Genomic DNA, 24,536 nt, shown 5'->3' with positions numbered 1-24,536 from the left:
CCGCTTTTCCCCCCCCTGCGGCCCCCGGGGGGGGGGGGGCCCCAACCCGGGGTGTTGGGGCTCCCAACCCCCCCCCCCACCCCCCCGCCCCGGGCGGGGGCCCCCCCGCGGGCCCCCGGGGCCCGGAAGCCTCCGGCGGCAGGATCAGTACGCGCGCGCCACGATGGCGAGGTTACCGGGAGCGTCGTCGGCGTCCGGCACGGACCCGTCCTCGGCGACCAGGCAGCGCACGGAGACGGCCTGCTCGGCCAGCTTCGCCTCGCCCTCCGGCCCGAGGTCCGCCCACGGGATGCGCGCCCAGCCGCCGGCCACGGCGGCCTCCGCGGCCTCCTCGATGGTCGCGACGTCCGAGGTGCGTGCCTCGCGGCGCTCGCGGGACTCGCGCAGCAGCTGCGCCTGGTCCTCGTCGAGCACCTTGGGCAGCAGGTCGGCGAGCGCGTCGATCTGCACCGGGGTCTTGCCGCCCGGGATCCGGCGGGCCAGCATCGCGGTGCCGGCCTCCAGGTCGCGGGGACCGATCTCGATGCGGACCGGCACGCCCTTGAGCTCCCAGTCCACGGCGCGGCGGCCGAAGGGGGTGTCGACGCGGTCGTCGACCTGCACGCGAATGCCTGCGGCCTTCAGTCGGTCGCCCAGCTCCCGAACCTTGGCGACGGCCTCGTCGCCCTTGATCGCCATGACGACGACCTGCACGTGGGCCAGACGCGGCGGGACGCGCAGCCCGTTGTCGTCGCCGTGGGACATGATCAGACCGCCGACCATGCGGGTCGAGACGCCCCACGAGGTCTGCCAGACGAGTTCCTGCTTGCCTTCCTTGGACAGGTACTGCGTGTTGAAGGCCTTGGCGAAGTTGGTGCCGAGCTCGTGGCTGGTGCCCATCTGCAGGGCCTTGCCGTCACCCATCATGCCTTCGAGGGTGAGGGTGTTGATGGCGCCCGCGAAGCGCTCCTTGGCGGTCTTGCGGCCGAGCACGACGTCGATGCCGAGCACGTTCGTCATGAAGTCGCCGTAGACGTCGCGGTGGATGCGGGCGGCGTAGTCGCGGGCGTCCTCGTAGGTGGCGTGGGCCGTGTGGCCCTCCTGCCAGAGGAACTCGCTCGTGCGGAGGAACACGCGGGGGCGCATCTCCCAGCGGACCACATTGGCCCACTGGTTGATCAGCAGGGGCAGGTCGCGGTAGCTCTGGACCCACTTGGAGAAGTAGTCGTTGATGATCGTCTCGGAGGTGGGCCGGACGACGACCGGCTCCTCGAGCTCCTTGCCGCCGCCGTGCGTGACGACCGCGAGCTCGGGGGCGAAGCCCTCGACGTGCTCGGCCTCCCGAGTCAGGTACGACTGCGGGATGAAGAGGGGGAAGTACGCGTTCTGGGCGCCCTGGTCCTTGATGCGGGCGTCCATCTCCTGCTGCATCCGCTCCCACAGGCCGTAGCCGTACGGTCGGATGACCATGGTGCCGCGGACCGGACCGTTGTCGGCCAGCTCGGCCTTGTTGATCAGATCCTGGTACCAGCGGGGGAAATCCTCCGCCTGCGGGGTGAGAACGGGTGCCTTTGCCATGCCGCGAATCGTACGGCGCCCGGCACGGGATGCGTGAATCGGGTGCCGCGCTCCTCTGGACGCGGGAGCGAATGGGGAGTTCTCTGGCAACGGGGGCTGGGGGGCGAGACGGAATCAGGAGCGCTCTTTCGATGACACCGACGCCGACCGCGACGCTCGTCGCCCGGGACTGGGCGGAGATCCAGGAACGGATGCTGGTACCGCTGTACGAGGCGGTCTTCGACCGGATCGAGGTCGGGCCGGGTGACCGGCTGCTGGGCCTCGGCTGTGGGGCCGGCCTGGCCCTGCTGCTGGCGTCCGCGAGGGGAGCCGCGGCCACGGGCGTGGAGGCGGATCCGGCCCGGCGGGCGCTGGCCCGTGAGCGGCTTCTGGAGGTGCTTGCGGCCCCGCCGTCGGCGTCCTCGGTATCCCGCCCCTACGACGCCCTGCTGGCCTTTTCCCCGGACCCGGCGGCCCTGGCCTCGGCACTGCCGGCCGTCAGACGCGGCGGCGCCGTGGTGCTGGCCGACTGGGGTCCGGCCGAGCGTTGCACGGTGCCCTCGGTACTGGGAGGCGGTCCGGCGCCCGGGGACCTGGACGCGGTCGTGGAGCGCGCCGGGCTGCGGCCGGACGGGTCGGGGCGGGTGTTCTGCCCCTTCGGCTACGCGGACGTGGACAGCGCGGTGCGCGGGCTGTTGTCGACCGGGCTCTACGACGGGGCGTCCGACGCGGCGCTCGTCGAGAAGGAGCTCGCCGAAGTGCTTCACCCGTTCGAGCGATCCGACGGCACCGTGTGGCTGCCGAACATCTTCCGGTACGTGATCGCCCGGGTGGCCTGAGGGCCGGCCGGCGGCAGGGACGCCCCGCCCTCCTGCCCGATGGAGACGGAAGGGCCCCGGCCGTGCGGGCGGCTGCCCGTACCCCGGCCGGGGCCCTCGTCGCGGTGGTCGGCGGCCGGCTGCGCCTGCTGCCGCCTGCTGCGCGCACCTACTTCATGAACTTCTTGAACTCGTCCGGAAGGTCGAAGTCCTGACCATCCTGACCGCCGGCGGGAAGGCCGAAGGGGTTGGACGCGGCGGCCGGGTCGATCGCCTGCGCGCCCTGCTCGCGGCGGGCCGCGGCAGCAGCCTCCTCCTGCTTGCGCTTCATCGGGTTGCCGCTCTTGCGCTTGCCCTTGGCCTGCTTGACCTGCTTCTTCTGCCGGCCGGGGCCGCCGCCCATCCCGGGGATGCCCGGCATGCCGGGCATCCCGCCGCCCTGGGCCATGCGGGACATCATCTTGCGGGCGTCGAAGAACCGCTCGACCAGCGACTTGACGGCGCTGACCTCGGTGCCCGAGCCCTTGGCGATACGGGCGCGGCGCGAGCCGTTGATGATCGTCGGGTCCTGGCGCTCGGCCGGGGTCATCGACTTGATGATCGCCGCGGTGCGGTCCACGTCCCGCTCGTCGATGTTGTTGATCTGGTCCTTGATCTGCCCCATGCCGGGCAGCATGCCGAGCAGCTTGGAGATGGAGCCCATCTTGCGGACCTGCTCCATCTGGGCCAGGAAGTCGTCGAGCGTGAACTCCTTGGGGCCCTTGGCGAGCTTGGCCGCCATCTTCTCGGCCTCGGCCTGCGAGAAGGTCTTCTCGGCCTGCTCGATGAGGGTGAGCATGTCACCCATGTCGAGGATCCGACCCGCCATGCGGTCGGGGTGGAAGGCATCGAAGTCGTCGAGCTTCTCGCCGTTCGAGGCGAACATGATCTGCTTGCCGGTGACGTGCGCGATGGAGAGCGCGGCACCACCGCGGGCGTCGCCGTCGAGCTTGGAGAGCACCACGCCGTCGAAGCCGACGCCGTCGCGGAAGGCCTCGGCGGTGTTGACCGCGTCCTGGCCGATCATGGCGTCGACGACGAAGAGGATCTCGTCGGGACTGACGGCGTCGCGGATGTCCGCGGCCTGCTGCATCAGCTCCTGGTCGATGCCGAGGCGGCCGGCGGTGTCGACGATGACGATGTCGAACTGCTTGGTCCGCGCGTACTCGACGGAGTCCTTCGCGACCTGGACCGGGTCGCCGACGCCGTTGCCCGGCTGAGGGCCGTAGAAGGCCACGCCCGCGCGGTCGGCGACGACGGAGAGCTGGTTGACCGCGTTCGGGCGCTGGAGGTCGCACGCGACGAGGAGCGGGGTGTGGCCCTGCCCCTTGAGCCAGAGGCCGAGCTTTCCGGCGAGGGTGGTCTTACCGGCGCCCTGGAGGCCGGCGAGCATGATCACGGTGGGGGCGGTCTTGGCGAAGCGCAGCCGCCGGGTCTCGCCGCCGAGGATGGTGATGAGCTCGTCGTTGACGATCTTCAGGACCTGCTGGCCCGGGTTCAGGGCCTTGCTGACCTCTTCGCCGCGCGCGCGTTCCTTGACGTTCGCGATGAAGGAGCGGACGACCGGGAGGGCGACGTCGGCCTCAAGGAGGGCGATACGGATTTCCCGGGCCGCTGCGTCGATGTCAGCCTCGGACAGCCGGCCTTTGCCGCGCAGGCCCTTGAAGGTATTCGCCAAGCGGTCGGAGAGCGTATCGAACACGGTGGTCGCGATTCCTCGGGTCGGGGGCGTTGTGGTCGTCCCCCAGGGTATCCGCCCGCGCCGTCCGTCCGGCCCGGCGGGCGGGTTTCCCTCCGGGGCGGGGGTCCGGGATGCCTCCCGGACCCGCGCCGCGTCAGGAGAGGGCGGACGTCACGGCGGCCGCCAGGGCGGTCGCCGCCGCGGGGTCGAGGGGCTTGCCCTCGGGGGTGGTCACGTACAGCGTGTCCACCGCATTGGCGCCCAGCGTGGAGACATGGGCACTGCGCACCCGGACACCCGCCGCTTCCAGGGCCCGGCCGATCCGGTGCAGCAGGCCGACGGCGTCCGGCGCGCGCACCTCCAGCACCGTGGCCAGCGAGGAGACGTCCGGGACCACCGTGACCCGGGGCGGCGGCGGGACGACCCCGCGCCGGCGCGGGTAGGCCGCCTCGCGGTCGGCCAGTTTCGCCGGGACGTCCAGCGAGCCGTCCAGCGCGCGCAGCAGGTCGGTGCGCAGCCGGGCCGCCTCGGGCAGCGCCCCGTACTCGGCCGCCACCCGCCACCGCAGCACGAGGACCTCGCCGAGCCGGTCCGGGAGTTCCACCGAGCGCAGGTCCGCGGCCCGTACGGTGAGCCGGTGCAGGGCCAGCACCCCCGCCGCGGCGGGCAGGACGCCCGGCTGGTCGGGCACCGCCACCACGAGCTCGACGCCGACCGCATCCTCCTCCTGGCGGGCGTGGAGCGCCAGCACCGGCTCGCGGGTGCGCAGGGCCTCCACCGCCAGCCGTTCCTGCTCGGCGCTCGGGATCTCCGCCTCCCGCTCGGCGGGCGGCGCGCCGCGCAGCACGGCGGCGACGCGTGCGACGAGGTCCGCCACGAGCGAGCCGCGCCAGGCGCTCCACGCGGCCGGGCCGGTGGCCAGGGCGTCCGCCTCGGTCAGGGCGTGCAGTATCTCCAGCGTGCCCACCGAGCCGACGGCCTCGGCGACGGAGCGGACGGTGGCGGGGTCGTCCAGGTCGCGGCGCGTGGCGGTGTCGATCAGCAGCAGGTGGTGGCGTACGAGGGCGCCCAGCACGGCGACGTCCTGGGCGTCGAAGCCCACCCGTGCGGCGACGTCCCGGGCGATGGTCTCGCCGGCCAGCGAGTGGTCGCCCGGCCAGCCCTTGCCGATGTCGTGCAGGAGGGCGGCCGTCAGCAGCAGGTCGGGGCGGCCCACCCGGCGGGTGAGGGCCGCAGCCTGCACCGCCGTCTCGATCAGGTGCCGGTCCACGGTCCAGGTGTGGACGGGGTTGCGCTGCGGGCGGCAGCGCACCCGCTCCCAGTCGGGCAGCAGCCGGGTGATCAGCCCTTCCGCCTCCATGGCTTCCCAGACGGCCACGGTCGGCTCCCCCGCGCCCAGGAGCGTGAGCAGTTGCTCCCGGGCCTCGGCCGGCCAGGGCACCGGCAGCGCCTTCCCCTGCTGCGCGAGGCGGCGTACGGCGTGCGGTGACACCGGGAGCCCCGCCTGCGCGGCGGCCGCGGCCAGCCGCAGGGGCAGTACGGGGTCCCGGTCCGGGCGGGCGGCCAGGGCCAGGACGGCCTCGCCGTCGGACTCCACGACGCCTTCGGCCAGGGGCGCCCGGGTGGCGGCGGGGGCGCTGCGGCCGGGCAGCAGTCCGCGCAGCCGGGGCCGGGCGGCGCGGGCCCGCAGCACCCGGCCGACCTCCCGCCAGGTCACGTCGCCGGCGTACGCGACCACGCGCGCGGCCTCGTACACCTCGCGCAGCAGGGCGTCGGCGTCGAGGAGCCCGAGCTGCGCGGCGACCTGGTCCTGTTCCTGGAGCGAGAGCCGGTCGGTGGCCCGGCCCGTGACCAGGTGGAGGGCGTCGCGGGCGTCCAGGAGGCGCCGGCGGGCCTCGGCGAGGCCTTCGCGGGGGGCGTCCGCCAGCCAGGAGGCGGCGACCGCACGCAGCGCGGTGGCGTCCCGGAGCCCGCCGCGGGCCTCCTTGAGATCGGGTTCGAGCAGGAAGCGGAGTTCCCCGGCCCGCTCGGCCCGCTCGCGGCACAGGGAGTGCAGCTCCGGGAGCCGTTTCGGCGCCTGGTTGCGCCAGTCGGCCAGTACGGAGGTCCGCAGGCCGGCCAGGAGCCCGGCGTCGCCCGCGACCGTCCGGGCGTCCAGCAGGCCGAGGTGCACCTTCAGGTCCTCGGCGGCCGTCCTGCGGGCCTCGGCGGGGGTGCGTACCGAGTGGTCGAGGGCGACGCCGAGGTCCCACACCGGGTACCAGAGGCGGTCGGCCAGTGTGCCGAGCGCCCGGGGCTCGGCCTTGCCGTCGTGCAGCAGCAGCAGGTCGAGGTCGCTGCGGGGGGAGAGTTCGGCCCTGCCGTAGCCGCCGACGGCCACGAGGGTGGCGCCGCGGACGCCGGTCTCGCGTGCGGCGGTGGCGAAGAGGGCGTTCAGCCATTCGTCGGTCAGCCCGGCCAGGGCGGAACGCCGCGAGGGCCCGGACTGCGACTCCTCCTGGAGGAGTCGCAGCCGGGCCGCGGCGTATCCGCTGGGTCCCGAGTCGGCCGTGTGGTCGGTGGTGTCTTCGACGCTCGTCACCCAGGAGCTCCCGTTGTTAGAGCGCGTCCGCGCCGCGCTCGCCGGTGCGGACCCGGACGACCGAGTCCACGGGGACGCTCCACACCTTGCCGTCACCGATCTTGCCGGTGGACGCCGCGCTCACGACGACCCGGATGAGCTCTTCGGCGTCGGAGTCGTCGACCAGCACCTCGATGCGGATCTTGGGGACGAGGTCGACCTGGTACTCGGCGCCCCGGTAGACCTCGGTGTGGCCGCGCTGCCGGCCGTAGCCGCTGGCCTCGCTGACCGTGAGGCCCTGCACTCCGAAGGCCTGGAGTGCCTCCTTGATCTCGTCCAGCTTGTGCGGCTTGACGATCGCGGTGATCAGCTTCATGCGTCAACCTTCTTGCTCGCGGCGGAGGTGGTGGGGGCGGCGGTGCTCCGCGCGGCGGCTCCGCCACCGGCTCCGCTGAAGTCGTATGCGGTCTCGGCGTGTTCGATCTGGTCGATGCCGGCGACCTCGTCGTCCTCGGAGACCCGCATCCCGATGGTCTTGTCGAGGAGGAGGGCGAGCACTGCGGATGCCACCAGAGAGTAGGCGAGGACGGAGAAGACTCCGACGGCCTGCTTGCCGAGCTGCTCCAGGCCGCCGCCGTAGAAGAGGCCGGCCACGTCGGACTGGACCCCGCCGGTGGCGAAGAGGCCGACGAGCAGGGAGCCGGCGACACCGCCGACGAGGTGGACGCCGACGACGTCCAGGGAGTCGTCGTAGCCGAACTTGTACTTCAGGCCCACCGCCATGGCGCAGAGCACACCGGCGATGGCACCGACCGCGATCGCTCCGAGCGGGCTGACGGCGCCGCCCGCGGGGGTGATGGCGACGAGGCCGGCGACCGCGCCGGAGGCGGCGCCGAGGGTGGTGAAGGAGCCGTGGCGCAGCTTCTCGTAGGCGAGCCAGGCCAGCATGGCGGCGGCGGTGGCGACCTGGGTGTTGACGAACATGACCGCGCCGACGCCGTCGTCGTTGCCGAGCCAGGAACCCGCGTTGAAGCCGAACCAGCCGAACCAGAGGAGGCCGGCGCCCAGCATCACGAGGGGGAGGCTGTGCGGGCGCATCGGGTCCTTCTTGAAGCCGACGCGCTTGCCGATGACCAGGATCACGCCCAGGGCCGCGGCACCGGCGTTGATGTGGACGGCGGTGCCGCCGGCGAAGTCGATGACGCCCATCTCGAAGAGCCAGCCGCCGGCGCCCCAGACCCAGTGGGCGACGGGGAAGTACACGACGGTGACCCACAGCGCGGTGAACAGGACCCAGGCGCTGAACTTCACGCGGTCCGCGAGGGCGCCGCTGATCAGGGCCGGGGTGATGACGGCGAACATCAGCTGGAAGACGGCGAAGACGTACACCGGGATGGTGTAGCCGTCCCAGAGCTCGGTGATCCCGATGCCGCTCAGGCCCACGTAGTCGGAGTTCCAGCCGATGAGGGATCCGGCATCGGTGCCGAAGGCGAGGCTGAAGCCGTAGAGCACCCATAGGATCGTGACGATCCCCAGGCTGATGAAGCTCATCATCAGCATGTTGAGGCTGCTCTTGACGCGGACCATGCCTCCGTAGAAGAAGGCGAGTCCCGGAGTCATCAGCATGACCAGGGCGGAGCAGATGAGCATGAACCCGGTGTTCGCGGCAGAGAGCGTCGGGGCGTCTGCCGCGAGGGTCGTGATGGCTGATGCCATCGGCGTCTCCTCGTCGTCGGTACGTTCGCGTGCGGGCGATCGTGAGAACCTGAGCGGCGGCAACAGGAACTGGCCGGTTATTGGCCATGAGATTCGCGCAGGCCGGTTTCCGGCGGCGCCGCTCGGTGTTTCGCTCCGATGACGAAGAGGTCTGCCGTGTTACGGCGCCATGAACGACCGGGATCGCGCACGGGCGGACCACGGCGAAGGGCGTCCGCCTCCGCCTGAGGGGCGGCGGCCGGATCGCGGGAGGAGTGCTGCGACCGGCCGCGGCAGTGACCCGGACGTCCTGGCTGGGGGAGCCTGATCGGGCTTCACGGGGTGACTGCCGCGGCCGGAGCCTGGGGGCGGCCCGGGGGCCGTCAGACGGCCTCCGCGGCCTCGGGGAGCCGTGAGGCGAGGTGGTCGGTGAGCCGGACCACCTCTGCGACGTCGCCGTATGCACGGGCGGCGCTGTCGACGGTCTTGCGCAGGCGGGTGTTCACCCGCTCCGAGCGCACCTTTCCCGCCACGTCGAGGGCCCGGTCGACGAAGACGGCGGCCTGCTCCGGCTCGCGCTGGAGCAGGTGGACGGTGGCCATGCCGATGAGGTTGAGGGCGTAGGACCGCTGGTGTTCCTGGTCCTTCCCGAAGAGCTCGACGGCCCGCTCCATGACGGGCTCGGCGAGGGAGGCGTACATGGGGCTGCGTCCGGCGACGTAGGCCAGGTCCCGGTACGAGTGGGAGTTTTCGCCGTTCAGCTCGGCCTCGGAGAAGAAGCGGATCCAGTCGGGCTCCGGCTCGTCCGCGAAGCCGACGTCGCCGAAGGTGTCCTCGGCCATCCGGACGGCCCGCTTGCAGCGGCTGGGCTGGCCCATGTTGGCGTACGCGCGGGCCTCCATCGCATACAGCATGGCCTGGGTGCGGGGGCCGGCGCAGTCGCGGCTGCCGTACTGCGCGAGGTGGATGAGTTCGAGCGCGTCCTCGGGGCGGCCGAGGTGGATCATCTGGCGGCTCATCCCGGAGAGGATGTACGAGCCGAGCGGCTTGTCCCCGGCCTCCTTCGCGGCGTGCAGCGCGAGGACGAAGTACTTCTGCGCGGTGGGGTGCAGGCCGATGTCGTAGCTCATCCAGCCGGCCAGCTCGGCGAGTTCCGCGGCGACCTTGAAGAGCCGCTTCATGACCGGGGCGGGGTGGTTCTCCTGGAGCAGGTCGGTGACCTCGTGGAGCTGGCCCACGACGGCCTTGCGGCGCAGCCCGCCGCCGCACTGGGCGTCCCACTGCCGGAACATGACGGTGGTGGCGTCGAGGAGGTCGAGCTCGGGTTCGGAGAGCCGGGGCGGGCGGTGGCCGCCGAGGGCTCCCGTCGGCCCCGCCCCGCGCGGTCCCGGGTCGGCGGCCGGGGCCGGTACGAGCCAGCGCTGCATGGGCTCGATGAGGGCGGGGCCCGCGGAGAGCGCGAGGGAGGGCCCGAGGAAGCCGCGGCGGGCCAGCATCAGGTCGCTGCGGGAGAACTCGCCGAGCAGTTCGACGGTCTGCGGGCCGGCCCAGGGCAGGTCGACCCCGGAGACGGAGGGGGTCTGGTGCGCGGTGCGCAGCCCGAGCTGTTCGATGGCGACGACGGAGCCGAAGCGCTCGGAGAACAGCTCGGACAGGATCCTCGGCACGGGCTCGCGGGGCTGCTCACCGTCCAGCCAGCGGCGCACCCGGGAGGTGTCCGTGCTGATGTGGTGGGCGCCCATCTGCCGGGCCCGGCGGTTGACCTGCCGGGCGAGCTCGCCCTTCGACCAGCCGCTGCGGACGAACCACGAGGTCAGCTGTTCGTTGCGCGCAGCAGCATCGTCGATCGTTCCGCTTGCGCCGTTGCCGCTCACTGGAACGCCCCCATCTGCTCAGTCTTCTCCCTACGAAACCCTGGCCGGGAAGCCGGGCGTCACCACAGACCTTCACAGGTCCTTCACCCATTGCCTCCGGCATACCCACGTGTGGGCCCGCCTCGGGGTTCGTGCACCGAAAGTAATCCTACGATCACCCCTGCGGCGAGGCCGTTCGCGGAAACGCCACCATTCGCCACCCCTTCGAATGAACGCGCCACCGGCCAGGCGCGATTCACTTGACAGGAAGGCGAAACGGACCGGTTGGACTGGAGTGCGCTCGGGGCGCGCGTGGCGAGGAGTGCGCCGGGCGGGCAGCACCGGGCACTCCCCCGCCGCCCTGCGGCGGAGGTCCGCGGGGCGGCGCGGCGGGCTCCCCGGCTCCCTCACCGCAGGCGTCGTAACCACCGACGCGTCCGACCCGTTGGAGGGGGCATGGGCATGGGCATGGGCTTCACGATCGGCAGCAGCCGCGGCACCAAGGAGTTCCGTTCCGGTACCCGGCGCCGCGGCCGGACCTCGGAGTGCACGACGGTGGCGGAGTACACCGGGCTGTGGGGCTGGGACGTGGTCCCCGGGGCGCGCGCGGCGGCGCCCTCCCGCGACTGCTCCTGCGGGGACGGCCGGTGCGCCGCACCCGGAGCGCATCCGCTGGCCTTCGCCCCCACGGTCCCGGCCGGCGCCACTCTGGACGAGGTCACCGAGGCCTGGGGCGACTGTCCCGGCGCGGCGGTCATGCTCCCGGTGGGCCGCGCCTTCGACGTCATCGAGGTCTCCGAGGAGGCCGGGCGGCGCGCGCTGGTGCGGCTGGAGCGTATGGGCCTGCCGCTCGGCCCGGTCATCGCCACCGCGGACGGCCGCGCGCAGTTCTTCGTCGCTCCCGGGGCGGCGGCGGAGCTGCCGCAGCTGCTGTACCGGATGGGCTGGGACGACGCCGACCTGGACCTGCACGCCCTGGGCCCGGGGGCCTTCGTGACGGCCCCGCCATCGGACCGGGGCGGGCTCGGCCGGGCCCGCTGGCTGCGGCCGCCCGCCCTCGACTCGGCGGGCGGCCCGCCGCAGGCACGGCTGCTGCTGGGCACCCTGGCGTACATCTGCCACCGGTTCCGCCGCTGAGAGGCCCCGTACGCGCCGGTGCCCCCGCGTTCCTCACGGAAGGCGGGGGCACCGGTGTCTGCGCGGGCGGTGCTCAGTCGCCGATCAGGGCGTCCACGAACGCCTCGGGCTCGAACGGAGCCAGGTCGTCCGCACCCTCGCCGAGACCGACGAGCTTGACCGGGACGCCCAGTTCGCGCTGGACGGCGACGACGATGCCGCCCTTGGCCGTGCCGTCGAGCTTGGTGAGCACGATGCCGGTGATGTCGACGACCTCGGCGAAGACACGCGCCTGGGTCAGGCCGTTCTGCCCCGTGGTGGCGTCCAGGACCAGCAGGATCTCGTCCAGCGGGCCGTGCTTCTCGACGACGCGCTTGACCTTGCCGAGCTCGTCCATGAGGCCGGTCTTGGTGTGCAGTCGGCCGGCGGTGTCGATGAGCACGACGTCGGCACCCTCGGCGATGCCCTCCTTGACCGCGTCGTAGGCGATCGAGGCCGGGTCGCCGCCCTCGGGGCCGCGGACGGTACGGGCGCCGACGCGCTCGCCCCAGGTCTGCAGCTGGTCGGCGGCCGCGGCGCGGAAGGTGTCGGCCGCGCCGAGCACCACGCTGCGGCCGTCCGCGACGAGCACCCGGGCCAGCTTGCCGGTGGTGGTGGTCTTGCCGGTGCCGTTGACGCCGACGACCATGATCACGCCGGGGGTGTCCTCGCCGCTCTCCGTCTTCACGGCCCGGTCGAAGTCGGTGCCGACCAGGGTCAGCAGCTCTTCCTTGAGCAGGGCGCGCAGATCGGCCGGAGTGCGGGTGCCGAGGACCTTGACCCGCTCACGGAGCCGCTCGACGAGCTCCTGGGTGGGCACGACGCCGACGTCGGCGACGAGGAGGGTCTCCTCGATCTCCTCCCAGGTGTCCTCGTCGAGGTGCTCGCGCGAGAGCAGCGTGAGCAGTCCCTTGCCGAGGGAGTTCTGCGAACGGGCGAGACGCGCGCGGAGCCGGACCAGGCGGCCGGCGGCGGGCTCGGGCACCTCGATCTCGGGCGCGGCCGGGACCGCCTCCGGCTCGGCGGCCGGCGCTTCGACGGGAGCCCCGGCTCCCGGGAGCCCGACCTCCTCGATCGTGCGGCGCGGCTCTTCCGCCGTCTCTACGGCGTCCTCCCCCACCTGCGGCTCGGCGGGCGGGGCAGTAATGGTCGGCGTGCTCTGCGGTGCCGGGGGCGGCAGCTGCTTCTTCTTGCGGCTGCTGACCACGAGCCCGCTGATCACGCCGACCGCGACCAGGGCGATGACTACAGCAAGGATGAGGATGTCCATAACCCCCCCAGTATCGGCCACGGCCACCGCGGAGCCGGGAACCCGGGCTCGCGGGCCGGGGACAAGCCCTGTCTGCGGTTTCGGCTCCGCGGCCGCGCCGACGGGTGGCCCTGCCCGCACCCCCTCGGGGAGCAGCCGCGCGAGTGCCGGCCGGGCCGCCGGAACCGTTCCCGGCGCGAGGGCGGCTGCGCCGGTCCGGCCCCGGCCCCGGAGCCGGGGGCCGCTCGCGGGACACCTGTCCAACTGACAACTCGTCAGCTAACGTCCTCTCCACCGCTCCACCCCGTCCGGCGAAGGGGGACTCCGCCATGCCCATCACCGTGGCCCGGTTCAATCTGGTCGACCCGAACGGCACCCCCGAGTCCCTCTCGGCCCGCTACAGGGCCGCGCTGGAGATGGCGCGCTACGCGGACGACCGCGGAATGGACACCGTCCAGACCGAGGAGCACCACGGCACGGACAACAACTGGCTTCCCTCCCCCTTCGCCTTCGCGGGCGCGGTCTTCGGCGCGACCCGTCGGATCACCGTCACCGTGTCGGCGGTCATCGGCCCGCTGCACGACCCGTTGAAGGTCGCCGAGGACATCGCCGTACTGGACCTGCTGAGCGGCGGGCGCCTGGTGACCGTCGCGGGGATCGGCTACCGGCCCGAGGAATACGAGCAGCACGGCGTGGAGTGGGGCCGGCGCGGCAGGCTCCAGGACGAGCTGCTGGAGACCCTGCTGAAGGCGTGGACCGGCCGGCCGTTCGAGTTCCGCGGCCGCACGGTACGGGTCACCCCGACTCCCCTCACCCGGCCGCACCCGCTGCTGCTGGTGGGTGGCAGTTCGGAGGCGGCCGCGCGCCGCGCCGCCCGGCTCGGGCTGCCCTTCTTCCCCAGCGCGCACCTGCCGGAGCTGGAGGCGTACTACACGGCGCGGCTGGCGGAGTACGGCACGGAGGGCTTCTGCATGATGCCCGCGGCCGAGACCCCGCTGCTGCACGTCGCGCAGGACCCGGACCGGGTGTGGGCCGAGCACGGTGAACACTTCCTGCACGAGGCCGGGACGTACGCGTCCTGGCAGTCGAAGGACATCCGCAGCGCCGTGCGGTCGTCCGCCCGCTCGGTGGCGGAGCTGCGCGCGGAGGGCGTCTACCGGGTGCTGACCCCGGACGAGGCGGTCGCATACGGCCGGAGCGCCGGCGCGGCGGGCAACCTGGTGCTGCACCCGCTGTGCGGGGGGATGCCGCTGGACGAGGGCTGGCGCAGCCTGCACCTGCTGTGCGAACAGGTACTGCCCCGGCTCAGGGGCTGAGCCGGGGCAGTACCGAGGAGACGGGGTGGTGGCGGGGATGGTTACCCCATCTCCTCCAGCGCCTTGCCCTTGGTCTCCGGCACCCATTTGAGGACGAACGGGATCGAGAGCAATGCGAAGACGGTGTAGATCACGTAGGCACCGGACAGGTTCCAGTCCGAGAGGGACGGGAACGAGACGGTGATGACCCAGTTGGCGATCCACTGGGCCGAGGCGGCGACGCCGAGCGCCGCGGCACGGATGCGGTTCGGGAACATCTCGCCGAGCAGCACCCAGACGACCACGCCCCAGGACAGAGCGAAGAAGAGCACGAAGGCGTGTGCGGCAACCAGGGCCACCGTGGCCTGGGCGTCGGGGAGGGTGATGTCGTCCCCGGTGCCGGTGGTGAAGGAGAACGCCCACGCGCACAGGCCGAGGGAGACGGCCATGCCCGCCGAGCCGATGAGGGCGAGCGGCTTGCGGCCGATCCGGTCCACGAAGATCATCGCGATCACCGTGCCGACGATGTTGATGATCGACGTGGTAAAGGAGTAGAGGAACGAGCTGGTCGGGTCGATGCCGACCGACTGCCACAGCGAGGAGCTGTAGTAGAAGATCACGTTGATGCCGACGAGCTGCTGGAAGAGCGAGAGGCCGATGCCGATCCAGACGATGGGCAGGAAGCCGAAGCGGCCGCCGAGCAGGTCCTTGAAGGTGGACTTGTGCTCGGAGTGCATCGCGTGCTCGATCTCGCGGACGCGCCCGTCCAAGTCGGCCCCGGAACCCTCGACCTCGGCCAGCACCTTCCTGGCGTCGGCGGTGCGGCCGACGGAGACCAGGAAGCGCGGGGACTCCGGGATGACGAAGGACAGCAGCCCGTAGAGGACGGCCGGGACGACCATGACGCCCAGCATCCACTGCCACGCCTCCAGGCCGCCGATGTCGCCGCGCTGGTTGCCGTCGGCGAGGTTGAGGATGCCCCAGTTGACGAGCTGGGAGATGGCGATGCCGATGACGATGGCGGCCTGCTGGAAGGAGGCGAGCCGGCCGCGGTAGGCGGGCGGGGAGACCTCGGCGATGTAGGCGGGACCGATGACGGAGGCCATGCCGATGCCGAAGCCGCCGATCACCCGCCACATGGCGAGGTCCCAGAGGGCGAACGGCAGGGCCGAGCCGATGGCGCTGGCGGTGAAGAGGACGGCCGCGATCTGCATGCAGCGGATTCGGCCGATCCGGTCGGCGAGTCGCCCCGCGGTGGCGGCGCCGATGGCACAGCCGATCAGCGCGGCGGCGATCACCTGGGCGAGCGCCTCCGAGCCGACGTCGAAGCGTTCCCGGATGGCGACGACGGCGCCGTTGATGACGGAGCTGTCGTACCCGAAGAGGAAGCCGCCCATGGCAGCGGCCGCGGTGATGAAGATGACGTGGCCGAGGTGGTCGGGCTGGGGCGAGGATCCGCCGCCGGACGCCGGGGACTGCGCAGTACTGCTGGTCAAGGTGTGCTCCGTGGGGGTTTCGTCCGTCCTTACAGTGGCGCACAGTTCAAGATCGGGCACCACCCGAAGTCGGGGGACAGCGGAGCGAGCCTATTCGTTCAATTTCTGAAGTCAAGGCCAGGGATGAAGCGCACAGGAAGCACAGAGCGGCCATCAAGAATTCACTTCTTGAACTAAACGCTCGTCAGCGGAGCCGCTGGCTGATGACCTTGGAGACGCCGTCGCCCTGCATCGATACGCCGTAGAGCGCGTCCGCGACCTCCATCGTCCGCTTCTGGTGGGTGATCACGATCAGCTGTGAGCTCTCCTGGAGTTCCTCCATGATCCGGATCAACCGCTGCAGGTTGGTGTCGTCGAGGGCGGCCTCGACCTCGTCCATGACGTAGAACGGGCTGGGGCGCGCCTTGAAGATCGACACCAGCATGGCCACGGCCGTCAGCGAACGCTCGCCGCCGGAGAGCAACGACAGGCGCTTGACCTTCTTGCCCGGCGGGCGGGCCTCCACGTCCACCCCCGTCGTGAGCATGTTGTCCGGGTCGGTCAGCACCAACCTGCCCTCGCCGCCCGGGAACAAGCGCGCGAAGACCCCCTCGAATTCTCGGGCGGTGTCCCGGTAGGCCTCGGTGAACACCTGCTCGACGCGCTCGTCGACCTCCTTCACCACGTGAAGGAGATCGGCCCGTGTCTTACGGAGATCCTCCAACTGCTCGCTGAGGAACGCGTGGCGCTCTTCCAGCGCCGCGAACTCCTCCAGGGCCAGCGGATTGACCTTGCCGAGCTGCTGGTACGCCCGTTCGGCCGCCTTGAACCGCTTCTCCTGCTGCGCCCGGACGAAGGGTCCCGGCCGGTTGCGGGGGTGCTCGGGGTCCTGCGGGAGCTCCTCGCCGTCCGCCGGCGGGGACGGGGGCACCGGCTGGTCCGGACCGTACTCGGCCACGAGCGCACGGGACTCCATGCCGAACTCCTCCAGTGCCTTGGCCTCCAGGGCCTCGATGCGCAGCCGCTGCTCGGCGCCGAGGACTTCCCCGCGGTGAACGGAGTCGGTGAGTTTGTCGAGCTCGCCCTTCAGGTCGCGGCCGTCGTTGCGCGCGTCGGTGAGCTCGCGCTCACGCAGCCCCTTGGCCCGCTCGGCCAGGGCCCGCTCCTCATCGGCCCTGCCCAGCGAGACCTCCACATGGGCGAGGAGCTGGCGGGCCCCCTCGGCCACCGCGCGGGCCACATCCGCCTCGTGGCGCCGACGGGCCCGGCGGCGCTCGGCGCGGGCCCGGGCCTCGCGTTCGGCGCGGGCCGCCCGGTCGAGGGAATCGGCCCGGCCGGCGAGTCCCTTGACCCGCTCCTCGTGGGTGCGCAGCTGGAGCCGGGCCTCCATCTCGGTCTGGCGGGCGTTGGCCCCGTCGGCGGCGAGCCGGTCCCGGCGGGAACCGTCGGGCTCCTCCTCCACCGGCATCTCCTCGGCCACGGCGAGCCGCTCCGCGCACTCCTCGACCTCGGTCAGCGCCTGCTCCAGGGCGTCCTGGGCCTTGGCCGCGGCGGCGGCGCCCCGCTCGGCCTCGCCGGCCGCGCCCTTCGCCTGCCCGGCGAGCCGCCCGAGCTGCTGAGCCACCCCGGCACGGGCCTGCTCCGCGGCCCGCCGCCGCTCGGCGAGTTCCTCGACCAGGGCGGCCGCGTCCTGCCGCCGGGACTGCGCGGCGGCCTGCGCGGCGGCAAGCTCCGTGCACCGCCCGCCCAGTACGGCCAGCTCCGCCGCAGCCTCGTCGACGGCGGCCTGCACCTCGATCAGGCTGGGCGCTCCGGCGGATCCGCCCTGCGCGAGGTGCGCACCGAGGAGGTCGCCCCCGACGGTCACGGCCACCGCGTCGGGGCGCCGCGCGACCAGCGCCTCGGCCTCGTCGAGCGTGTCGACGACGACGTGGTCGCGCAGCACCCATGCCAGCGCCCGCTGCACCTCGGCGTCCCCGGACACCAGCGCGGCGACCGGTACGGGCGCGGTCACCGCGTCCGAAGCGGGGGCCTGGTGGGGCACCCCCGCCCCGTCCGGCACGGACGCGTGCCCGCCGCCCCCGCCCGCGCGGGCCGCGGGGACGGGCCCCGGGCCGCACTCCTCGTCGACGGCCTCCGCCGCAGCCGTCGGCGTCACCCGTGCGCCCGGTCCGGGACGGCCCCCGTCGGCGCCGGCAGCGCCGAGCCCGCCGCCCCGGCCCGGCCGGAGGGCGGCACCGCCCGCACCCGGGAGGGCAGCACCGTCCGGCACTCCGGGACCCTCGGTCCCGCCCGGTAGGACGGCCGGTGGGGCGATCAGGAGCGTGGCACGCCCCGCGTCCGCGTCGCGCAGGTGGCGGATGGCCCCGGCCGCCGCCGACGGGGAGGCCACGGCCAGCGCGTCCGCCGCCGAGCCCAGCGCGGCGGCCACGGCGGCTTCGTACCCCGGGGTCACCGTCAGCCGCTGCGCGGCCGGCCCGAGCACGCCGGCCAGCCGCTCCCGGGCCGCGAGCAGCGCTCCGGTGCCGTCCTTGCGACGCAGCCCCAGGGCCAGCGCGTCCCGCCGGGCCGACACCGCCGCCCGGGACCGCTCCGCCGCCGCCAGCGCCTCGCGCGCGGCGCCGAGCGCGGCTTCGGCCTCCTTCAGCTCTGCCCGCGCCGCCTCGTGGTCCGTCTCCGCCGACGGGTCGTCGAGCCCGCCGACCTCCTCCGCCAGTGCCTCGTACTCGGCCTGCGCGGCTTCGGCCCGGCGCTGCGCCTCGTCCCGGGCCAGGGCGAGCCGGTCGATCTCCGCCTGGGCCGCCCCGGCCCGCGAACGGGCCGCGCCGAGCCGCCCGGTCAACCGGGCCAGCCCCTCGCGCCGGTCGGCGATGGCCCGCGCGGCGTCCCGCAGTCTGCGCTCCTCCTCGGCCAGCTCCCGCTCCAGCTCGGCACGGTGCCCGGTGGTGTCCTCCAGGGCCCGCGAGGCCGCCTCCAGAGCGGCCGTCAGCTCCGCCTCCTGCTCGCGGATCCGCTCGGCCTCCCGCTCCAGGTCCTCGGGGTCGCGGCCCCGGCGCTCCTCCTCCACGGGCGCCGTCGCGCTCTTGATCCGCGCGTCGGCGAGGGACGCGGTGCCCCGTACCCGTTCGGCGAGCTGCGACAGCTCGTACCAGGTCTGCTGCGCCCGCTGGAGCCGCGGCGCGAGTTCCCTGACCGCCTGCTCCAGTTCGGCCTCGCGCCGCAGTGCGTCCGCGAGGCGGGCTTCGGCGGCCTCCTTGCGCTCCTTCAGTGCCGCTTCGTCCGCGATCTCCGCTGCGAGCGCCCGCCGCAGGGCGACCAGGTCGTCGGCGAGCAGGCGCAGCCGCGCGTCGCGCAGGTCGGCCTGGATCACGGCCGCCCGTCGGGCGACCGCCGCCTGCCGCCCCAGGGGCTTGAGCTGCCTGCGCAGTTCGTCGCCGAGGTCCTGCACACGGGCGAGGTTGGCCTGCATCGCATCGAGCTTCCGCAGCGCCTTCTCCTTGCGCTTGCGGTGCTTCAGTACGCCCGCCGCCTCCTCGATGAAGGCGCGGCGGCCCATGGGGTCGGCGTGCAGGACGGAGTCCAGCTGGCCCTGGCCGACGATGACGTGCATCTCGCGGCCGATACCGGAGTCGGAGAGCAGCTCCTGGATGTCGAGCAGTCGGCAGGTGTCACCGTTGATCTGGTACTCGCTGCTGCCGCCGCGGAACATGATCCGGGTGATGGTGACTTCGGCGTAGTCGATGGGCAGCGCGCCGTCGGAGTTGTCGATCGTCAGAGAGACCTCGGCACGCCCGAGCGGCGGGCGGCCGGTGGTCCCGGCGAAGATGACGTCCTCCATCTTCCCGCCGCGCAGGGACTTGGCCCCCTGTTCGCCCATGACCCAGGACAGCGCGTCGACGACGTTGGACTTGCCCGAGCCGTTCGGACCCACGACGCAGGTGATGCCGGGTTCGAAGCGCAGGGTGGTGGCCGAGGCGAAGGACTTGAAGCCACGCAGGGTCAGGGACTTGAGGTGCACGCCGCCGGACTCTACCTTTCACGTTCGGTTTCACCCGTGAAGGTGCGGGGCACGGCTGACGTCGAAGGCATCAGGCCCCCCGCCCGGCCCTGTGGTCCCTGATGCGGAGCCCAAAGGAAGAAGGGACGCCGAAGCGTCCCTTGCAGATCATGCCGGGCTGGATTCGAGCGACGAGTGAGCGCGGATCAGGTGAGCGCAGGCTCCGCCTGGGGTACGTCGATGTCGATGCTGTCCAGCAGCGAGTCTCCGTCGTGCTGAGCGGCGGCCGCGTTCAGCGCGTCATTTTCGGACTGAATCCGTACGAGCTCGGACTCGAGGTCCTGGACGCGCTGCTGAAGCCGTCGCATCTCGGCGAGGAGTCGCGGGTCGGAACCGCCGACGTAACCGAGAAGCGCCTTTGCCATGATGGATGGTCCTCCACACTGAGTGACCGACCGAAGCGGTGTGGGTCGTGAGGGAATCGCACCCGCGGATGTCCGGCAGCGACGGTCAGTCACTGCGCTTACTACTGCCAGCACTGCCAAACAGCTCAGGTGCGCGGGGCTTCCAGCGTCTCACCAAAAAGTTTGACGGTCAACACGATCACGCCCCGTATCGGCGGGCAGCCCGGCCCTCGCAAGGGGCGTGGAGATCATCCTTGTCTCCGAGCCTTCCATGGATCGCCGCCGCCGGCAACGCGTCGACGGCGAATGCCCAGTTCCGACCGGGTCCGGGCGATCAGAGATGTGATGAGTTCATGATCAGTCGATCCCTCACCGCATCCCGAACCCGTCGTAGCCACCGCGCGGTGTGCCCCAGATCTCTGTCACCCCGTCCACCCGGCCGGGCGTGTCGGGGGAGCGCAGCCAGTCCAGCAGCCGGTGGCAATTCTCACGTTGACCTTCGGCCACCACCTGCACCCGCCCGTCGTCGAGGTTGAGGGCGAAGCCGACCATCCCGCCGATCTCCATGGCGTTCTCCCTGGTGAACCAGCGGAATCCCACTCCCTGCACCCGGCCGCGCACCCAGGCGGTCAGGCGGACGTCTTCATTCATGCGTGAACGCTAACCGGGCGCGAACTTTCCGGTCACATCGCCCCCAGGGCCCCATGGCGTACAGTCGCGCACCAATGAACTCACCCATTTGGGTGGGTAAGGGACGATCTTGATCCGGCCAGGAAGGGCACGACACCGATGGGACGTCACGGACTCCACGCCGCGCCGCGCCGCGGCGGCAAGCACGGCACCGCCCTGCGCACCGGCCTGCTGGGGGTCTCGGTGGCCGTCGCCCTCGGCACCGCGGCCGTCACCACCGGCATGGTGCCGGTCGGCGCCTCGTTCCCCTATGTGGGTGTCAGCGGTACGGAAGCCACCGCCGCGAAGTCCGGCGCGGCCCAGGCCGCGCCGGACCCCGACGCCCCTTCCGTGATCGACCGGCAGGGCGGCCTCGCGAGCCTGTCCGGCCGCGGCGCGGCGACCAGCGGCGCACCCACCGCCCCCGCGACCCCGGCTGCCCCATCCTCCGCACCGGCCTCGCCCTCCCCTTCAGACTCACCCTCGGTTTCGGCACCGCCGACCCGCTCCGAGCCTGCTCCGCCGAAGGCCTCCTCCGGCGCCACCCCGCCGTCCGCCTCGCCGAGCACCACAGGCCGGACCCCGGCCGCACCGACGCCCGCCCCGGAGCGGACCCAGGCGCCGGCACCCGCCGCGCCGACCCCGACCCCCACCCCGACGGCGACCGCGCAGGCACCCACGGCGCCGGCGCCCGCAGCCACCGCGACCCGGCCGAGCCTCGACACCCACTCCGCCGAGGAGGCGGCCGTGGTGACCCTGGTGAACGAGGAGCGCGCCCGGGCGGGCTGCGGCCCGGTCCGCGCCAACCCACCACTGGCGGCCCTGGCCGGCGCCTTTAGCCAGGACATGGCCAACCGCGGCTTCTTCGGCCACGAGGACCCCGACGGCGACACCCCCTGGGACCGCGCCACCGCGGCAGGCCTCTCGGGCCTCGGCGGCGAGAACATAGCCCGCGGCCAGGGCGACGCGGAGTCCGTGATGAACGCCTGGATGAACAGCCCGGAGCACAGGGCGAACATCCTCAACTGCGAGTTCCGCACGCTGGGTGTCGGCGCCCACTTCGCCGCCGGCGGGCCTTGGTGGACCCAGGACTTCGGCCTCTGACCCGACCCTGCGAGGCGGGACGGCGGGGCGGCCGGCTCCGGGGGGATCAGGCCTCCGGGGGGATCAGACGGACGCGGCGGCCAGGGCCGCGCGGCCCGCGACGACGACGCGGGTGTGCTCGGCCACCCGGCGGCCCAGGTGCTCCGCGGTCGCGATGTCGGCCTTGTGGACGGCGTCCGCACCCTCGTCGGAGTTGGACTGGGCGGCCGCGCCGGAGAAGAAGCCCAGGCGGTTGAGGTCGTTCTCGGAGGCCGTGCTGGCGTTCCAGCCCGGCTTCAGACCCAGGTTGACCCAGTTCATGCCGTGCTGTGCGGCCAGCACCTGGAAGAACTGCAGCGTGTGCAGCTTGTCGCCGCTCTTCGAGGCGGAGTTGGTGAAGCCCGCCGCGAGCTTGTCCTGCCAGGCGTCACCGAACCAGCGCTTCGAGGAGGCCTCGGCGAAGACGTGGAAGGCACCCGAAGCGGTGCCCATGTACGTCGGGGAACCGAAGACGATCGCGTCGGAGGCGTCGAGCAGCTCCCACTGCGCGTCGTCGATCTCGTCGACCTTGATCAGGTGGACGGTCGCCCCGGCCTCGACGGCGCCGTTGCGGACCGCCTCGGCGACGACGGCGGTGTGGCCGTAGCCGGAGTGGTAGGCGATCGCGACGACGGGGGTGTGCGTGGTACCGGACAAGGCTGATCTCTCCTTCGGAAAGGCGTCCGCCGCAGCACGGGACGTGCCGCGACGGAAGAAGAGAATCACTAACTTTCAGAAAGCGCAACCTGCCAGTTAGCGCTGGCTGCGGGTACGCTTGTCCCATGGAGACCCCTGTCTGTACCGAAGCCGAGCACGGCGACCTGCCGTTCGACGTGTTCGCCCGCTCCTGCCCGTCCCGCGAGACGCTGGAACACGTCACCGGCCGCTGGGGCAGCCTCACCGTGGGCGCCCTGCGCGAGGGACCGGTCCGCTTCAACGAGCTGCGCCGCCGGGTGGAGGGCGTGAGCGAGAAGATGCTGTCGCAGACCCTGCACGCGCTGGAGCGCGACGGAATCGTCCACCGCGAGGCCCAGCCGACCAACCCGCCGCGCGTGGACTACGAACTGACCCCCCTCGGCGTCGAGGTGGCCGACCGCCTCCTGGCCCTCATCCACCACCTGGAGGGGAGCATGCCGGCGGTGCTGTCCGCCCGCGACTCCTACGACGCGGCTCGCGGCGGGCGCTGACAGCGCGGGCAGAAGTAGCTCGACCTGTTCATCCAGGGCCTGCGCCGCATCGGGGTGCCACAGCGGCGGCAGGGTTCGTCCTCGCGTCCGTAGGCGTCGAGCGACCGATCGAAGTACCCCGACTGCCCGTTCACGTTGACGTACAGGCTGTCGAAACTCGTGCCTCCCACGGCGAGGGCCGCGTTCATGACGTCGCGGACGTGCCCGAGGAGTTCCGTGCTCCGGGGGCGCGTGAGGTTCGCCGTCGGGCGCTCGTAGTGCAGCTTCGAGCGCCACAGCGCCTCGTCCGCGTAGATGTTGCCGACCCCACTGATCAGCGACTGGTCCAGCAGCGCCCGCTTGACGGTGGTCCGCCTGGCGCGCAGCGCGAGGTGGTAGGCCGCCTCGTCGAACAGCGGGTCCAGGGGATCGCGCGCGATGTGCGCGATGACGTCGGGCAGACCCTCGGCGCTGTCGGCGACGGTCTCGTGCAGCGACAGACCGCCGAAGGTCCGCTGGTCCACGAAGCGCAGCTCCGTCCCGGCGTCGTCCCCGAAGCGCAGCCGGATCCGCAGGTGCTTCTCGTCGGGAGCGTCCTCGGGCTGGACGAGCAACTGGCCGCTCATGCCCAGATGCCCGAGCACCGACAGGTCGCGCCCCGCCAGCGGCAGCCACAGGTACTTCCCGCGCCGCTGCGGCACCCCGAGGGTCTCCCCCCTCAGGCGGGCCGCGAAGTCGGCACCGCCGCCCGGATGGCGCCTCACCGCACGCGGGTGCAGGACCTCGACGGCCTCGACGGTCCGTCCGGCGACCCAGCGCTCCAGCCCCCGCCGTACGACTTCGACTTCGGGCAGCTCAGGCACGGGGAACCTCCGGTGGATGCGGATCTGGGCGCTGCCGCGAGCGTACCGGCCGTCCGGGAACGGCAACGCCCGCCCCTGCAGCGCAGGGGCGGGCGAGGAGATGCCCGAAGGAAGGTCAGGCGTCCGGCGCCGGATCGGCGGGCGTCGGCGCTCCGCCGTCCGCGGCCTCGGCCGGAGCCGGGCCCTGTGCCGGAGCGGCGGCCGCTGCCGCCGCGGCCCGCTCGTCCGCCGCAGCGCGGATCCCGCGCCATGCGGACTCCGCGGCCTGCTGTTCCGCTTCCTTCTTGCTGCGGCCGGTGCCGGTGCCGTACGAGACACCACCGACGCGGGCGGCAGCAGTGAAGGTCTTCTCGTGGTCCGGACCGGTCTCGGTGACCAGGTACTCCGGCACGCCAAGACCTTCGGCCGCCGTGAGCTCCTGGAGGCTGGTCTTCCAGTCCAGGCCGGCCCCGAGGTTCGAGGACTTCTCGATGAGCGGGTCGAAGAGCCGGTGGACCAGCTCCGAGGCCGCGTCGAGACCCTGGTCGAGGTAGACCGCGCCGATGACCGCTTCAAGGGTGTCGGCGAGGATGGAGGCCTTGTCCCGGCCGCCCGTGCCCTCTTCGCCCCGGCCGAGCCGGATGAAGGAGCCGAGGTCGAGGCCGCGCCCGACTTCCGCCAGTGCGCGCGAGTTGACCACCGCGGCCCGAAGCTTGGCCAGCTGGCCTTCGGGGAGGTCCGGGTGGGTCGTGTACAGCGTGTCCGTGACCACCAGGCCCAGCACGGAGTCCCCGAGGAACTCCAGGCGTTCGTTGGTGGGCAGGCCGCCGTTCTCGTACGCGTACGAGCGGTGGGTCAGTGCACGCACCAGAAGGGCGGACTCGAGTCGGTACCCGAGCCGCCCTTCCAGAAGCGTGTGGGACGAGGCCGCGTTGTTACTGTCTGCCTGCTTCTCAGCTTTGGACAGCTCAGACATTGCG

At 72.6% G+C, this 24,536-nt stretch carries 19 protein-coding genes; 5 read left to right on the top strand and 14 right to left on the bottom strand.

The annotated features are described in order from the left end of the window. Positions 1 to 144 precede the first annotated feature (144 nt). Entirely contained in the window at positions 145 to 1,557 is a 1,413-nt protein-coding gene (proS, locus tag ACFW2G_RS22200) for a proline--tRNA ligase (RefSeq protein ID WP_384456606.1), read from the bottom strand. 131 nt (positions 1,558 to 1,688) lie between these two features. Here proS and ACFW2G_RS22195 point away from each other — a divergent pair, with 131 nt between their 5' ends. After that, a complete protein-coding gene (locus ACFW2G_RS22195; protein ID WP_384582384.1) occupies positions 1,689 to 2,375 on the top strand; it encodes a methyltransferase type 11 in 687 nt (228 codons plus the stop codon). Between the two features lie 148 nt (positions 2,376 to 2,523). Here the strand turns inward: ACFW2G_RS22195 and ffh are convergent, their stop codons facing one another. From ffh to ACFW2G_RS22170, 5 genes are all read right to left on the bottom strand, one after another. Then, positions 2,524 to 4,095, bottom strand: coding sequence for a signal recognition particle protein (gene ffh / locus ACFW2G_RS22190; protein ID WP_037928333.1), 1,572 nt, complete (start codon positions 4,093 to 4,095; stop codon positions 2,524 to 2,526). Positions 4,096 to 4,228: 133 nt separating this feature from the next. After that, complete coding sequence (locus tag ACFW2G_RS22185) at positions 4,229 to 6,655, bottom strand: [protein-PII] uridylyltransferase (RefSeq protein ID WP_384582382.1); 2,427 nt, start codon at positions 6,653 to 6,655, stop codon at positions 4,229 to 4,231. Positions 6,656 to 6,671: 16 nt separating this feature from the next. Next, positions 6,672 to 7,010, bottom strand: a complete 339-nt coding sequence (locus tag ACFW2G_RS22180; protein ID WP_037928327.1) for a P-II family nitrogen regulator — start codon at positions 7,008 to 7,010, stop codon at positions 6,672 to 6,674. Continuing rightward, a complete protein-coding gene (locus ACFW2G_RS22175; protein WP_384450513.1) occupies positions 7,007 to 8,350 on the bottom strand; it encodes an ammonium transporter in 1,344 nt (447 codons plus the stop codon). The genes ACFW2G_RS22180 and ACFW2G_RS22175 overlap by 4 nt, the downstream gene beginning before the upstream one ends. A 362-nt stretch (positions 8,351 to 8,712) precedes the next feature. After that, positions 8,713 to 10,203 (bottom strand): hypothetical protein, encoded by a 1,491-nt coding sequence (locus ACFW2G_RS22170; RefSeq protein ID WP_037928321.1) that lies wholly within the window; start codon positions 10,201 to 10,203, stop codon positions 8,713 to 8,715. A 447-nt stretch (positions 10,204 to 10,650) separates the two neighbouring features. Here ACFW2G_RS22170 and ACFW2G_RS22165 point away from each other — a divergent pair, with 447 nt between their 5' ends. Further along, positions 10,651 to 11,319 carry a bifunctional DNA primase/polymerase gene (locus ACFW2G_RS22165; RefSeq protein ID WP_384450522.1) on the top strand — a complete coding sequence of 223 codons (669 nt, stop codon included), beginning with the start codon at positions 10,651 to 10,653 and terminating at the stop codon, positions 11,317 to 11,319. 73 nt (positions 11,320 to 11,392) lie between these two features. On the opposite strand, the gene ftsY is transcribed toward ACFW2G_RS22165, so the two are convergent. After that, on the bottom strand, positions 11,393 to 12,607 hold the full coding sequence (ftsY, locus tag ACFW2G_RS22160) for a signal recognition particle-docking protein FtsY (RefSeq protein ID WP_037928316.1): 1,215 nt from the start codon (positions 12,605 to 12,607) through the stop codon (positions 11,393 to 11,395). A gap of 308 nt (positions 12,608 to 12,915) precedes the next feature. On the opposite strand from ftsY, the gene ACFW2G_RS22155 reads away from it, so the two are divergent. Further along, entirely contained in the window at positions 12,916 to 13,902 is a 987-nt protein-coding gene (locus ACFW2G_RS22155) for an LLM class flavin-dependent oxidoreductase (protein ID WP_037928313.1), read from the top strand. Between the two features lie 41 nt (positions 13,903 to 13,943). Here the strand turns inward: ACFW2G_RS22155 and ACFW2G_RS22150 are convergent, their stop codons facing one another. The 4 genes from ACFW2G_RS22150 to ACFW2G_RS22135 all read right to left on the bottom strand — a co-directional run bounded on the left by ACFW2G_RS22150 (position 13,944) and on the right by ACFW2G_RS22135 (position 20,408). Further along, positions 13,944 to 15,377, bottom strand: a complete 1,434-nt coding sequence (locus ACFW2G_RS22150; RefSeq protein WP_384582380.1) for a sugar porter family MFS transporter — start codon at positions 15,375 to 15,377, stop codon at positions 13,944 to 13,946. Positions 15,378 to 15,561: 184 nt separating this feature from the next. Continuing rightward, on the bottom strand, positions 15,562 to 19,374 hold the full coding sequence (locus ACFW2G_RS22145) for an AAA family ATPase (protein WP_384450508.1): 3,813 nt from the start codon (positions 19,372 to 19,374) through the stop codon (positions 15,562 to 15,564). Positions 19,375 to 19,559: 185 nt separating this feature from the next. Next, positions 19,560 to 19,778, bottom strand: coding sequence for a hypothetical protein (locus ACFW2G_RS22140; protein ID WP_030032603.1), 219 nt, complete (start codon positions 19,776 to 19,778; stop codon positions 19,560 to 19,562). Between the two features lie 348 nt (positions 19,779 to 20,126). Further along, positions 20,127 to 20,408 carry an acylphosphatase gene (locus ACFW2G_RS22135; RefSeq protein ID WP_037928303.1) on the bottom strand — a complete coding sequence of 94 codons (282 nt, stop codon included), beginning with the start codon at positions 20,406 to 20,408 and terminating at the stop codon, positions 20,127 to 20,129. A 138-nt stretch (positions 20,409 to 20,546) separates the two neighbouring features. Between ACFW2G_RS22135 and ACFW2G_RS22130 the strand changes: the two genes are divergently transcribed. Continuing rightward, positions 20,547 to 21,530, top strand: a complete 984-nt coding sequence (locus ACFW2G_RS22130) for a CAP domain-containing protein (RefSeq protein ID WP_384582378.1) — start codon at positions 20,547 to 20,549, stop codon at positions 21,528 to 21,530. Positions 21,531 to 21,593: 63 nt separating this feature from the next. Here ACFW2G_RS22130 and ACFW2G_RS22125 read toward each other — a convergent pair whose 3' ends face one another. Continuing rightward, positions 21,594 to 22,205, bottom strand: a complete 612-nt coding sequence (locus ACFW2G_RS22125; protein ID WP_384582376.1) for a flavodoxin family protein — start codon at positions 22,203 to 22,205, stop codon at positions 21,594 to 21,596. 125 nt (positions 22,206 to 22,330) lie between these two features. Between ACFW2G_RS22125 and ACFW2G_RS22120 the strand changes: the two genes are divergently transcribed. Further along, positions 22,331 to 22,735, top strand: a complete 405-nt coding sequence (locus ACFW2G_RS22120; RefSeq protein ID WP_384450498.1) for a winged helix-turn-helix transcriptional regulator — start codon at positions 22,331 to 22,333, stop codon at positions 22,733 to 22,735. On the opposite strand, the gene mutM is transcribed toward ACFW2G_RS22120, so the two are convergent. Both mutM and rnc read right to left on the bottom strand, forming a co-directional pair. Further along, positions 22,708 to 23,577 carry a bifunctional DNA-formamidopyrimidine glycosylase/DNA-(apurinic or apyrimidinic site) lyase gene (mutM, locus tag ACFW2G_RS22115; RefSeq protein WP_384582374.1) on the bottom strand — a complete coding sequence of 290 codons (870 nt, stop codon included), beginning with the start codon at positions 23,575 to 23,577 and terminating at the stop codon, positions 22,708 to 22,710. The two genes, ACFW2G_RS22120 and mutM, sit on opposite strands and share 28 nt — an antisense overlap. Before the next feature lie 115 nt (positions 23,578 to 23,692). Further along, positions 23,693 to 24,532 carry a ribonuclease III gene (gene rnc, locus ACFW2G_RS22110; protein WP_384450494.1) on the bottom strand — a complete coding sequence of 280 codons (840 nt, stop codon included), beginning with the start codon at positions 24,530 to 24,532 and terminating at the stop codon, positions 23,693 to 23,695. Positions 24,533 to 24,536 lie beyond the last annotated feature (4 nt).

It is taken from the genome of Streptomyces sp. NPDC058880 (assembly GCF_042742535.1).
Taxonomy (GTDB): Bacteria; Actinomycetota; Actinomycetes; order Streptomycetales; family Streptomycetaceae; genus Streptomyces.
Note: the sequence above shows the minus strand (reverse complement) of the source record. Positions and strands in the feature narration are given on the sequence as shown.

Coding starts and splice junctions, on each gene's coding strand:
- ftsY (WP_037928316.1), bottom strand. CDS start 12,607: ATGGACATCCTCATCCTTGCTGTAGTCATCGCCCTGGTCGCGGTCGGC.
- ACFW2G_RS22180 (WP_037928327.1), bottom strand. CDS start 7,010: ATGAAGCTGATCACCGCGATCGTCAAGCCGCACAAGCTGGACGAGATC.
- ACFW2G_RS22130 (WP_384582378.1), top strand. CDS start 20,547: ATGGGACGTCACGGACTCCACGCCGCGCCGCGCCGCGGCGGCAAGCAC.
- rnc (WP_384450494.1), bottom strand. CDS start 24,532: ATGTCTGAGCTGTCCAAAGCTGAGAAGCAGGCAGACAGTAACAACGCG.
- ACFW2G_RS22175 (WP_384450513.1), bottom strand. CDS start 8,350: ATGGCATCAGCCATCACGACCCTCGCGGCAGACGCCCCGACGCTCTCT.
- ACFW2G_RS22140 (WP_030032603.1), bottom strand. CDS start 19,778: ATGGCAAAGGCGCTTCTCGGTTACGTCGGCGGTTCCGACCCGCGACTC.
- ACFW2G_RS22155 (WP_037928313.1), top strand. CDS start 12,916: ATGCCCATCACCGTGGCCCGGTTCAATCTGGTCGACCCGAACGGCACC.
- ACFW2G_RS22135 (WP_037928303.1), bottom strand. CDS start 20,408: ATGAATGAAGACGTCCGCCTGACCGCCTGGGTGCGCGGCCGGGTGCAG.
- proS (WP_384456606.1), bottom strand. CDS start 1,557: ATGGCAAAGGCACCCGTTCTCACCCCGCAGGCGGAGGATTTCCCCCGC.
- ACFW2G_RS22195 (WP_384582384.1), top strand. CDS start 1,689: ATGACACCGACGCCGACCGCGACGCTCGTCGCCCGGGACTGGGCGGAG.
- ACFW2G_RS22165 (WP_384450522.1), top strand. CDS start 10,651: ATGGGCTTCACGATCGGCAGCAGCCGCGGCACCAAGGAGTTCCGTTCC.
- ACFW2G_RS22120 (WP_384450498.1), top strand. CDS start 22,331: ATGGAGACCCCTGTCTGTACCGAAGCCGAGCACGGCGACCTGCCGTTC.